The organism is Massilia rhizosphaerae (assembly GCF_016093545.1).
Classification (GTDB): domain Bacteria; phylum Pseudomonadota; class Gammaproteobacteria; order Burkholderiales; family Burkholderiaceae_D; genus Telluria; species Telluria rhizosphaerae.
In genome coordinates this window covers 510,093-522,237 of record NZ_JADKYX010000001.1, presented here as the reverse complement: position 1 = coordinate 522,237, position 12,145 = coordinate 510,093, and the positions used below count along the sequence as shown (strand labels likewise).

At 72.5% G+C, this 12,145-nt stretch carries 5 protein-coding genes; all 5 read right to left on the bottom strand.

The genetic code is table 11. The annotated features are described in order from the left end of the window. Window positions 1–54: 54 nt before the first annotated feature. From ISF28_RS02220 to ISF28_RS02200, 5 genes are read right to left on the bottom strand one after another with little or no spacing between them, the layout of a single operon-like run. Window positions 55–1,425 carry an ATP-binding protein gene (locus ISF28_RS02220; protein WP_198115485.1) on the bottom strand — a complete coding sequence of 457 codons (1,371 nt, stop codon included), beginning with the start codon at window positions 1,423–1,425 and terminating at the stop codon, window positions 55–57. Next, a complete protein-coding gene (locus tag ISF28_RS02215; RefSeq protein ID WP_198115484.1) occupies window positions 1,422–5,150 on the bottom strand; it encodes a contractile injection system tape measure protein in 3,729 nt (1,242 codons plus the stop codon). The genes ISF28_RS02220 and ISF28_RS02215 overlap by 4 nt, the downstream gene beginning before the upstream one ends. Then, a complete protein-coding gene (locus tag ISF28_RS02210) occupies window positions 5,147–8,011 on the bottom strand; it encodes a hypothetical protein (protein WP_198115483.1) in 2,865 nt (954 codons plus the stop codon). Before ISF28_RS02210 ends, ISF28_RS02215 begins: the two co-directional genes overlap by 4 nt. Next, on the bottom strand, window positions 8,008–11,736 hold the full coding sequence (locus ISF28_RS02205) for a baseplate J/gp47 family protein (protein WP_198115482.1): 3,729 nt from the start codon (window positions 11,734–11,736) through the stop codon (window positions 8,008–8,010). Before ISF28_RS02205 ends, ISF28_RS02210 begins: the two co-directional genes overlap by 4 nt. After that, complete coding sequence (locus tag ISF28_RS02200; RefSeq protein ID WP_198115481.1) at window positions 11,717–12,145, bottom strand: GPW/gp25 family protein; 429 nt, start codon at window positions 12,143–12,145, stop codon at window positions 11,717–11,719. The genes ISF28_RS02205 and ISF28_RS02200 overlap by 20 nt, the downstream gene beginning before the upstream one ends.

Here is a 12,145-nt window from a genome sequence, read left to right as displayed (position 1 = left end):
TTGTTACGCCTTGTTGATGGGTACTGCGGAACCGAAGCTGCACTGCGAAACCGGTCACATGATCTTGCCCTCCTTGCGCATTTCGCGCTGAATCCCCTGCCGCAGGTCCGCCAGGCTGACCTGGTCGCTGCCGCGCCGCAGCGCCATCAGCGCCGCGTGGCGCGCCACGTTGCTTACGGCGGCGCCGCTGATCTCGTGCTCGCGCGCGAGGCGGACCAGGTCCACGTCCGGCGCCAGCCTCCCCGCCTGCACGAATGCCTGGCGCCACAGCGCCTCGCGTTCGTCCGCGTCGGGCATGGGGAAATACACCATCGACTGGAAGCGCCGGGCGAACGCTTCGTCGATATTGCTCTTGAGGTTGGTCGCCAGGATCACCACGCCGTCGAAGTCTTCCACCCGCTGCAGCAGGTAGGCCACTTCCTGGTTGGCGTAACGGTCGTTGGAGCTGCTGGTCTGGGTGCGCTTGCCGAACAAGGCGTCGGCCTCGTCGAAGAACAGGATCCAGCTGCGGCCCTGCGCGTAGTCGAACACGCGGCCCAAGTTCTTTTCCGTTTCGCCGATGTACTTGGAAACCACCATCGACAGGTCGATGCGGTAGACGTCGCGTCCGCACACCTTGCCGAGCAGGCAGGCGGTGAGCGTCTTGCCGGTGCCGGGCGGGCCGTAGAACAGGCTGCGGTAGCCGGGCTTGACGTGGCGCGCGAGCTGCCAGTCGTGAAACAGCGTATCGCGGTGTTCGATCCAGGCGCGGATCTCTTCCACCTCGTCCATCACGCTGTCGTTCAGCACCAGCTCGTCCCAGTCGAGCGCCGTTTCCAGCCGCCGCGCCGGGAAAGCCGGCGAATACTCGGGCTGGAAATCGGCGCCCGTAGTGAGCCGGCCCAGCTGCTGGGGATGGATCGCGAGCGGGCTGGCGAACAGTCCCTGCGGGCCCTTGGCATCGTCCAGCTCCAGCAGGCCGGCGCGGCGCAGCGGCTGGCCGGGCTGGAACAGCTCCAGCAGCTCCAGCCGGCGCGCCACGTTTTCGCCGCACAGGACGAAGGCCGCCGTTTCCACCGTCGGCTGGAAGCCGCCGTGCGTGACGGGCAGGCCGCCGAATTCGGTGAAGCCCCGCTCGTAGTGGACGTTACGCATCAGGAAGTGGTCCAGCAGTTGCGGGCGCAGGTGCGGCGCCAGCGCCAGGATCAGGACCACGCGCGCGTCGAAGCCCAGCAGGCCGTGTTCGCGCAGCAGGCGTGCGTACGCCGCTTCGCTGTGCTCCAACGCGGGCGCGTGCAGCTCGCGCACGTCGGCAATGCCGCACTCGTGGCCGAAATACAGCTTGATGCTCGCTTCGATCACGCCGGCCGCCCAGGCCAGTTCGTCTTCCAGCACGTGCGCGTCGGCGTGGTTGTGGTTGTGGTTGTGGCTAAAGGGTGCGTTCATGCCCAGTTCACCGTCAGTATTCCGCGCATCCAGGACAGGCGGATCGTCCCCAGCGCCCAGGGCAGGCTGCCCATCAGCACGTCGAAAGCCTGGCGCGGCACCGCCAGGGTCCAGTTGTCCTCGTTGCGCACCAGGCTGCCCTCGCGGCGCAGGAAGGTCGACTGCAGTCCTTCCGCATCCGTGTTCGCGAGCTTGTCCCAGTTCTGCGTGACGGCGCGCAGCACGCTGACGGACAGCTCGCGTTCCTGATCCGTCAGCGGGCCGCCGGCGTCGAGCGGCTCGGCCGGGGCGATACCGCACAGCACCTTGTTCAGCAGTTGCGCGTGTTCCGGCGCCTGCAGCTCGCCGTGGCTCAGGTGGCGCAGCAGCTCCACGGCGCGATGGCGGTGCTGCGCGCTGCGAAAGGCGCCATCCTCGACCATGCCCAGCATGTTGAAATAGCGGTCGAGGAAGGGCCACAGCAGGACGATGCCCGCGTTGTCGACGGCGAACGGTTCGCCTTCCGGCACGGTTTCCTCGACCTCGGCCAGTTGCGGACGGCGGACGGCCGGCGTGCGCTCCTCGCCGCGCAGGCGCGCCACGGCATCGTCCAGCTGCCGGGCGCGGCGACCCGCCACCGAGGCCGGCAACCGGTCCATCGGGGCGCGCAGCGCCTTGGCCAGCGCCTGCCGCGCAGGCCCGTCGGCCGCTGCGAGTCCGGCGTCGAGCCAAGCCGCGACGCCCGGTGCCCCGTGCGCGCCCTTGCGCGACACGTCCGCCAGCAGCGCGTGCAGCGCGGCGTGGGCGGCGGCCGGGCCGTGGCCGCCCGCGGCGGCGAGCGCGTCGCTCCACCATTCGAATTCCTGCGCGGCCGCGCCGAGCACGAGGCGCAGCACGCGGCGCCTCAGGTCGTCCGACAACAGCGCGACGAGGCGGTGCCGTTCCAGCCGCCGGCGCGCGGCGGCCAGGACCAGGCCGCGCGCGGCCAGCGGGTGCGCCGCCATCAGGCTCTCCAGCAGCGTCCGTGGATCGGCGCCATCCGGCATGGGGCCGCCGTAACGCAGCCATGCTTCGAGTGCGCCGGCCGCGCCCGGCGCTTGCGCGGCGCCGTCCCGTCCAGCCGGCGGCGCGGCCATCCGACCGCCCGCCTGCGCGAGGAGATCCAGCAGGACGCGATAGCGCGGCGCGTTGCCCATGCGCGCGGCGGCCACCGCCATCAGGCGCGACGTCAGCGTGGCGCTCGACAGCCCGAGCTTTGGGGCGAGCAGCGCGGTGGCGGCGGCGAGGAAGGCGCTGGCCGAGAATTCGCCGCGTTCACGCCGCAGCAGCACGCGGAAGACCGCGCGCCAGGCCATCGCTTCCAACGGCGCCGGGCGCCGCGCCGCGCTCGCGGCGGCCAGGACCGCCAGCCGCCAGGTCTCGGCCAGGCCGGCGGCGCCCGAGGCCAGCGCCTCGACCAGCGCATGCAATTGCCGCGGCGGCAGGTGCCGGATCAGGCGTTCCAGCATCGCGACGGGATTGGCGGCGCCGCGCAGGGCCGCCGCCAGCGCCTGGACGTCCAGCGCACCCAGGCCATCGCGCGCCAGCGCGTCGCCGCGCCCGCCCGCCAGGTGTCCGGTGCGCAGGAAGCGCCATACCGGGTCCGCATCGCCGGCCTCCGCGTACGGCGGCCGGACCGCACGCGGCACCCCCGCGCCGGTCTCGGCCTTCAGCGCGAGCAGGATGCCCGGCAGCGTGGTCTGCGCCGGCGTGCTCGCGATGCCCGCGCGCGCGATCAGGCCGCGCAACAACGCCTCGTACGTCAGCCCGTGCCGGGCCGACAACTGGTGCAGCAGCTGGTCGACGTAGCTGCGGTTGTTGAAACTGGAGCCGCGTTCGATGCGGAAGCTGCGCAGCACGAACTCGCGCGCGGCGCGGGCAAAGCCGGCCGGTTCGCGCGCCGGTGCGGCGGCGGCCGACGCCGCGGGGGCCGCGGCACGCGTCGCGCCCGCGTCCGCAGCCGCGAGTTCTTCGGCGAGTGCGCCGAGGATGGCGCCCAGGTCCTCGCGCCGCAGCAGCAGGCGCTCCAGTTCCGCCCGTTCTCCGATGGCCGCCGCCAGCCAGGCCGGCAGCGCCGCGCCGCCCTGCCGGGCGCGGTCGCGCAGCGCTTCGCCCAGCAGGGCGCGCAGGCCGGACGGCGTGCCGCCCGCGCCCAGCAGATGGCGCAGCACGGCCCCGCGCAGCGCGCGCCGCAGTTGGTGCCGCTGGTCCTCGTCGGGCGCCGGCGACGGCGCCGCGCCGGACCGTGCCTGCTCCTTGTGCAGCCAGTGCAGGATGGCGGGCAGGCTGTGCGCGCCGGCGGCCGGGGCACGCAGTCCCGCCGCCATGCCGACCAACGCATGCAGCAGCCGGCGGTACGCCATGTTGTAGTGCGCGGCCAGCTGCACCACCAGGCTGCGCACGAAGCTGCGCGTGTTGAACACCGAGCCGCGCTCGACCAGCAAGGCGTTGAATACGAATTCCCACAGCCGCTGGCCGAAGCGCCGGCCATCGTCCTGCACCACTTGGCGCTCCGACTGCGCCTTGCCGATGGCGTCCACCGTGCCCACGATCCACGCACCGTGCACCGGTTCCAGCAGGTGCACCAGGCGCGCCCGCGCCGGCGCCGGGAGCTGGCCGGCGAGACGGCGCAGCGCGGCCGGACGGGATGCCGCGCGGCGCAGCATCGCAACCAGCGCGTCGGGATCCTCGTCGCAGGCGGCCGCCATCAGCGCTGCGAGCCCGTCGCGCGCACCGGCCTGGGCCGGCGAACCGCTCCACACGCCGCGCTCCAGGAAGCCGGCGATGGACTCCAGCCGGCTGCGCGCGACGGGTACGCCCGTCTCCGGCGCGCCGCCCGGCGGCTGGGCCGGCGCCACCTCGCGCAGGTCGAGCAGGATGGCGTGCAGTCCGGCGCGGTCGGCGAGCGGCAGCGGCTGCTCCGCGAGGCAAGCCGTAAGCCGGTCGAGCAGCTCCGCGTAGGCCACGCGGTAGCGCCGCGCCATCTGCAGCAAGGTGTGGCCGATCATCGACCGGGTATTGAAGTAGGAACCGCGTTCCAGCAGCAGGTAGCTCAGCACCAGTTCCCACATGACGGCGCGAAAGCCCAGGCGGCTCTCGGGCGCGAGCGGGCGCTGGCGGTGCAGCACGCACACGTCGCCCACGTAGCGGACGATGAGCGGCGCTTCGCCCGGCTCGAGCGCGCGGACGAGCTTCTCCATCGCTTGCGGCGGCAGGGCCAGCGCCAGATGGCGCCGCACCGGCTGCTTGCGGCCCTCGGCGCGCAGCCTGGCCAATGCCTCCAGCGGCCAGCGCCGCAGCGCGTCTTCCAGCACGCGCCCGGCCTGGCGCGCGCCCGCGCCGGCCAGCAACTGCAGATACTGCTGCCAGTGCGCGTCGCCTTCCGGCGCCGGCCTGGCAAGCCGCGCGCGGCCGGGGCCCGGCACGGCGCCGTGCTCGAGCAGGTAGGCGCGCAGCGCCCGTTCCAGCGCTTCGCCCAGCCGGCGTTCCAGGCCCGCCTCGGGCAGCGTACCCAGGTCGAGCACGACGCTGTCCAGGCGCAGCACCTGGCCCGGCGGCGCCGCGTCGGCCATCACGTCGGCCAGCAGCGGGGACAGGCGATTGCGGCCGAAGCCGCTCACCCGTTCGCTCACGGCGCGGGCGCGCGGCAACGATGCCACGTCCAGCTCGAAGCGCACCTGGCCGATGTGGACCGACGTATCGCTCATGCCGATGCTCCCGCAGGATCGTTGCGGCCGATGAACTCGGCGAGCATCGCGCTCGCCTGCCCCGAGCCCTCCGTACCGCGCGCCGCGAGCCAATCGGTGTACAGGCGCTCGAACTCGTCCAGCGCGGGCGCCTCCAGCCACAGGCAGTCCGCCTGCAGGTGGGCCGGGCAGTTCTCGGCGACCAGCTGTTCCGCCAGCGCGCGCATGGCGGGCGAGTGGAAGCGCGGCCTGGACGCGGGGAGCACCACGCTCAGCCGGTGGGCGTAGAACCCGGCGTCGATCTTGTCCGGCGGCGGCGCGGGGAGCAGCAGCAGGTGTTCCACCACGTACAGCCGGTCCGACGGCTGGCCGGTCGCGGGGTCGCGCGGCGTCGCCAACAGCAGCTCCAGCCGCGCGGCCAGGCCGCTGCCGTGCATCGAGCCGGTGCGCGCGGGCGCCCGGCCGATGCCGCGCATGCGTCCGCCGCTCAGGCCGTAGGCCATCCGTTGGTCGTGCGTTTCGTGCTCCGGGCAGCGGTCGATGAAATGGGCGAGGAATTGCAGCTTGTTGTCGATGAGGTCCTGGTCGAAGGCCTCCGGGTCGCTCACGCTGCGCGGGTCGGCCTGGCGCAGGGCGTCGTCGCGGAAGGTCTCGTCAAAGCGCGCCAGCAGGTGGTCCAGGAAGCGATTGCGGCGCGCGCGCCAGGGATCGTCCGCCGCCGCGAGCGCGCGGATGCCCGCTTCGTACGCGGCCTTGCCCGGCCGTGGCGGCGCAGGCGGCGCGAGCGGCGGCTGGAAGCGCAGGTGGACGCGCTGCGCGGCCTCGTTGCAGCACAGCGTCTGGACCAGGGCCACCATCGCCGCGATGGCGGCGGCGGCCGCGCTTTCGTCCGGATAGCGCCGCGCGCCTTGGGCCAGAACCGCGCCCTGCCGCATCAGCTGCACCTGCAGGCCCCCGTCCGCCTGCGGCGCGGCGCGGTAGTTGGCCGGATTGCAGCCTTCGCGCAGCAGGCGCGCCGTCCAGTCCGACTGTTCGGCGGCCGTCATGCCGTCCGCCGCGAGCAACACCTCGCCCTCGTCGGCCACCAATTGCGCGCTGCAGCTGGCGTGGGAGACGATGCGCAGGTCGCGCGCGCGGGCGCCGGCGTCCGCGGCCAGGAGGCGCAGGTGGGCGATCATCGCCTGCTTGTCCGGATCGGCCTGGTCGCTGCCCGCGTACAGGCGACTGCCGACGGCCAGCGCGCGCCCGTCGCGCGCCTTCAGGATCCAGAGCTGCCCGTCCCGCGGATCGGCGGGCAAAGGACGCAGCACGTACGCGTCCTCGTCGCCGCCCCGCTCCAGCATGGCGGCGGCCGCGGCGGCGGCGCTGCCCGCGTCGTCGTACGCGCGGCTGCGCAAGCCCAGGCCTCCGGGAATATCGACGTGCGCGGTGTGGCGGTCGCCGGCGATCGAGGTCGGCGCGGGAGCCGGAGGACTGCGCAGCAGCTCGATCATGTCCGGCGGGCCTTCCGGCAGGTCCGGCAGCGACTGGCAAAAATACGTTTGCGCCAGGTCGGGATCGAGCGACAGCAGGCGCCCGGCGTTGGCCAGCTGCGCGCCGCAGTCGGCCAGCATCTGCTCGAAGTGCAGCAGCCATCCCTTGAACTGGCGCGCCTGCGCCCGGCGCACGGCCTGGTGCTGCAACTGGTCTTCGTCCTGCGCCAGGCCCGCGGCGACGCCGCCCGGCCCGATGCCATAGGTGTGGGGGAAGTGACGCTGCACCGAGACATAGCGCGCCACGTTGCGCGGCCGTCCGGCCGGCAGGCGGCTGTAGGCGATGGCCACGTTGGCCGCGGCACTGGCCGACGCGTGCAGTGCGCCCAGCATTTGCTGCAGCAGGCGATGGACGGCGTCGCCGTCGACCGGCAGCGGCTGGCCCCTGCGCGTGAGCACCAGGCCGCCCCAGTCCACCCGCGCCGCGAAGATGGACGGCGCCAGGCGCGGCACTTGCTGCGCGCCGATCGAGATGCCGGTGGCGTCCGGCGTGCCCTTGTCCGTCCCGAGCCGCAGCCCGTCCAGCGAGCGCACGCCGGGCACCGCGAGGATGGCGGCCGTCGCGTCGCTGCCGTCCACGCGCAGGCGCCGCGGCCGCAGGTACTCGTCGGCGATATGGCCGCATTCGAGCAGCGGTCCCAGGAACACCTCGTCGGGGGACTGGCCGCCGGCGAGGCGCCGCCCCACGCTCTCGATGGGGACGAACGGCACCAGCATGTCCTGCAACGCGTACAGGATGTCGGCCATGGCCTGTTCCGGCGGCACGCCCGCGTCCAGCTCGATGCGCGCGTCCACCGTGATGCCGCACGGTTCGAGCACCGCGGCGTGGCGCAGGTCCTCGCACAGGTTACGGTGGGCGAAGAAGACTTCGCGGCAGGCGTCCAGCAGCGCGGACAGGTCGTCGCCGTCGTCGTACACTTCGACCTGCATGTCGTACATGCCGCCCACGCCCTGCACCGTGACCGGTTCCAGCCAGAGGTTCTTGAAGTTGGCCAGGCCCGCACTGCGCGCCATGCTGTGCGCCATCTTGCGGTAGTCGTAGCGGGTGAGCGGCGCGGAACTGAGCGCCCGGTCGCCCGTGTACAGGCTGGTGTACCCCGGCTTGCCGCCGCCGGCATCCTCGGCCAGCAGGTCCGGCATGGAAAAGCCGGCGCGATAAGCCAGGTCGGTAAGCGCATAGCACAGCTGTTCCAGCGTCGTGACGCCCGGATCGTGCTCGTTGTAGTCGGTCCAGTGATCGCTGCCCAGCGCCTGGCACTGGCTGATCCCGGCGCTCAGCAGGGCGTTGTAGTCCAGGCTCGGTTGCGGCGGCGCGGTGCGCACGTGGCCTAGATCGTTCAGCAGCGTCATGCGGCCTCCTCCGCCGGCGCGGCCTGCGGCGCGGGGAGCGCGGCGATCGCATGGCGCGGTGCGGACACCAGGGCCGACCACGGCGTGCCCGGCGCCGCCGTGTCGGCGATGCCCAGTTGCAGCGGCGGCCGGGAGCCGTCCTGGGCGCGCTGCCAGACACACAGGCTCTCCAGTCTCGCCACATAGGGCTGCTGGCGGATCAAGGCCGCCACCAGACCCACGGCGATGGCGCCGCTGCCCAGTTCGAGCTGGTCGCCGGCGGGCGACAGGTAGCCGCGCAGCAGCTGGTTCAGCTTCGTGCTGCACTGGTTGACGTCCATGCCCGGTTGGAAGCTCACCGCGGCGTCGACCTGCAGCGTTTCGTACAGCACGTTGCGCACGGTGACGTCCGCCACGGCACCGGAAGCGAGCGCGCTCACGGCCTGCGCGGCCCCCAGCAGCAGCGGGCGCGGGAACGGCACCCCAAGCTGCCCGTCCTGCCCCGGCGCCGGCGCGAGGACCAGCACCAGTTGGCCGCCCTTCAGAGGCGCGCTGAACGGATAGTCGCGGCTGTTGTTCGGTCCCACGCACTTGACCTGCGCCACCATGGGGAAGCGGTCGAGCACCAGCTGCTCGTAGTCGCGCGCCTGGCTGGCGCGCTGCTTGTGGCGCAGGCGTTCGCTGACCCGCACGTGGAAGGCGCGCGGGTCCTCGGCCGCCTCGCCGCCGCCGGTCGCGTAGGGCTGGATCACCTGCTTGATGGCCGCGATGTGCGGCATCATGGTGGTGATGCTGCCCGCCGGGAGCGAAGCCCCGGCCCGGCTGGACGGCGGCGCCAGGCGCCGCACGGTGGCCGCCTGTGACAGGATGGCGATGGTGGCGGGCGTGCCGTCCGGATCGGTGCCCACGCTGGCGGCGATCCAGCCCAGCGGCTTCGTCCCCGCCGGCCCCATGATGGTCGAGGGGCCGCCGAAATCCGCAGGCAGGTTCAGCGTGACAATGCCCGAAACGCCCAGGTCCGACGTGGCCGACGCCACGGTGCCGGGCGGGAACGCCTGCCAGCGGTCACCGGCCAGGTAACGCCAGCTCACCGGGCCGGCCCCGACGACCTGCCCGTCCAGCAGGCGCACGGCGCTTGCGGGTTGCGCGCGCAGCTCGACGTGCAGGCTCACCGGCTGGCCCGCGCCGGCATCGGCCAGGCCGACGTACAGGTTGCCGTCGCCCGGCTCCAGCGGGAACAGCGAAGGCTGGGCGGGCGGCGCGAGTCCGAACGCGTGCACGTGGTAGAACTGGTCGCCGTCGAGCGGCACGGCGGTGACCGACTTGTACGACAGCTGCACCGTTTTCAAGGTCGGCACGAACGGCGGATTGAGCACGATGACGCCCGGTATGGGAGCGACGGCCGGCGCGGGTGTGGTTGCGGCCGCGGATGCCGGCGTCGTGTCGGGCGCCGCGGCGTCCTTGTGGAACACGCTCTTGATCTTGTCCACCACCCATCGCAACGCGTCCCCGATGCCGCCGGCCGCCTTCTTCAGCGCCGACGCCCCCTTGCCGAACAGCTTGCGCAACCCGTCCGTGAATTGCTTCCACAGGCTGTCCTTGCGCATCGCCTTCTCGATGGCGATGACGTTCTGGACGGCCGCCGCCGCGAACAGAGCGGGAAACTGCGCCTGGCCGAAACCGTAGGGAGGCGCCAGGAGGCCGGCGCGCAGCGTGCCGTCGGCCGGGGCGATGGATGAGGGACCGCCGGCGGACGTGGCCGCCGCGCCGCGGAAGAACCACGAGGAGACGGCAAGGACGCTGCCGTCCTGGTCGGCGAACAGCGCGAATTCGGTGGCGCCGCTTGCGGGCGCCAGTTGTTCCCAGCGGCCGCCGCGGTAGAACGCCAGGTCCGCGCCGAACATGGCGTTGCTGAAGTTGAACGGCTTGTAGCCGCTGTAGTACTGCGCGAAGCCGTTGGGCGCGCCGGGCAGCGGCGGCGCGGTGCTCACCAGCGGCAGGTTCAGCCACTCCATGTCCACCCGCACCCAGCTCAGCGTGGGCAGGGTCAGTTCGGGATGCGACAGGCTCCAGCTCATGCCGGGCAGCGGCGCACTGGTGAACGGCGTGAACGGCTTGCCGACCGCGATCGGGCCCGTACTGTTGTTCATCTGCGCGGGTGCCAGGCCCCAGACCTTGGCGCGCACCTGCAGGGCGCTCAGGCGCAGCTGGTCCACGAAGCTGTAGGCGTAATGGACGGCGTTCGGATTGAGCACCAGCTTGAGCATCGGCCAGCCGTTGGTCACGCCGGGTTCCAGCTTGCCATTGGGCGCGACGGCGGGAAAACTGGCCGGAAGGACGAAGCGCAGCAGCCAATCCGTCCCCGGCGCCAGGCGCACCAGGCGAAAGCGTGGGACGCGGGTCCAGCCGGCCGCTCCGCTCACGTAGAGCAGGAAGGCATCGGCCGGGAGCGCCACGCGGTGCGGCGCCGACGTCGCCGGCGGAGGCACCGGCGCGGCGGCGGCAAAGGCGTCCTGGAGCGCGGCCGTGTCGCCGCCGAATTGCATGTGCAGCACCACCTGCCGCTCGCCCTGCCGGAGCGCCAGCGCCGGCGACGCGAGCAGCAAGCCCGGCGTGGCGGCGAGCGCGCTTTCCGGCCCACCGGACGGCACCGCGCCAAAGGTCGGCCAGCCATGCTCCGGCGCGAGCAGCGGGGCTCCCAGGCCGTCCTGCGAGTCGGCGACGGGCGCGGCGTAGACGGCGCTCACCCTGCCGTCGGCGCCGCGCTGGCGCAGCACGGTGCGCAGCGCGCCGATCGCGGCCTGGTTCAGCGACACCGCCTGCTGCGTCGCGTACAGGATGGCCTGGCCGCTGCTGTCCTGTCCCGCCGACACGGTGGAACCCTCGGGCAACAGGTAGGACGGACAATTCGCGGCCAGCGCGAACACCAGCGTGCCGGCGTCGGGCGTACCGGACGAAGGCTTCAGCCGCAGCACGTCGTTGTAATAGTAATCGAGGTGGCGCGCGGTGAAGCAGTTGACGTCGTCCTGCATCCGGACGAACAGTTGGACGAAGGAGACGAACAGCGCGCTGTGCGCCGGATGGTTCGAGCGCTGCAGCGATTGCGCGAGCGCCAGCTCCGCCTGTTGCGAGAGCTTGGCGCAGGCGCCGTCGAACTGCGCCGCGATGCCGATGAGCGTCAGCGGTATCGCCGCCGCCGGGCCGTTGCCGGCCGTGAGGTCGGCCGGCTGCCATTCCGGCGCCCAGGGCTCTTGCGGCGCGGGCAGCGCCGCTTCCAGCGCGCGCCACTGTGCGTCCCACGCGCTCTGGCCGCGCAGGCCGGCCACCGCGGGCGCCAGCCGGTGCACGATCAGCGACACCAGGACCGGCAGGATCGGGTTGACGTCCGTCGTCGGATATTGCAATTGCAGCCGGATCTGGTGCAGCCAGCCGTTGAAGCGGCGCGCCGTCGCATGCAGGGCCGTGACCTGCGCCGAGTCGCCGCCCGCGCGGTGGCTGGGCGTGCGCAGCGCCATCTGCGCCAGCAGGTAGACGGCGTCGCTCGACCAGAAGCTGCTCCAATCCGCGACCGGCGTGCCGCTGGCGTCGAAGTAGTTCAGCAGCTTGGCATAGGCGGGCGCGCGCGCCAGCCATTGCGCCAGCGTGCGCTCTTCCACCGGCGCGCTGGCCGGGTCGAGCGCGGGACGGAAGCGCGCCGCCCGGCTCAGGCCAGCCGTGCGCGCAGCCTTAAGGGAGGCGGCGCACATTCGTGCCCTCGCCTTGCAGGTAGAACGGGAACACCATATTGCTGCGCGTATTGGTCTGGCGGATCAGGTACGTGAGCGAGATGTTCAACTGCCCGTCCACCGGCGCCACGGGCGCGATAGCGATGTCCAGGATCGTGATGCGCGGTTCGTAGAACAGCACGGCGTTCATCATCTGCTTGCGGATGCGCGCGAACAGCGCCGGCCCGGCCGACTCGAACTGATACTGGCGCAGGTCGCAGCCGAACAGCGGCAGCATGACGCGCTCGCCCGGCGTGGTGGTGAACAGCACGTGCAGGCTCTGCTGGATGTCGACGTCACCCGCGACCAGCTGGGCGGTGCCGGTCTGCAGCTCGAAGCTGGGCGGAAAGGACCAGCCGCGGCCGAGAAAATTGTCGTCATGCCGCGCCAT

What these genes read in the sequence shown, in the direction of transcription:
- ISF28_RS02200 (WP_198115481.1), bottom strand. Translation starts at nt 12,145, where the DNA reads ATGGCGCGGCATGACGACAATTTTCTCGGCCGCGGCTGGTCCTTTCCG.
- ISF28_RS02205 (WP_198115482.1), bottom strand. Translation starts at nt 11,736, where the DNA reads ATGTGCGCCGCCTCCCTTAAGGCTGCGCGCACGGCTGGCCTGAGCCGG.
- ISF28_RS02210 (WP_198115483.1), bottom strand. Translation starts at nt 8,011, where the DNA reads ATGACGCTGCTGAACGATCTAGGCCACGTGCGCACCGCGCCGCCGCAA.
- ISF28_RS02220 (WP_198115485.1), bottom strand. Translation starts at nt 1,425, where the DNA reads ATGAACGCACCCTTTAGCCACAACCACAACCACAACCACGCCGACGCG.
- ISF28_RS02215 (WP_198115484.1), bottom strand. Translation starts at nt 5,150, where the DNA reads ATGAGCGATACGTCGGTCCACATCGGCCAGGTGCGCTTCGAGCTGGAC.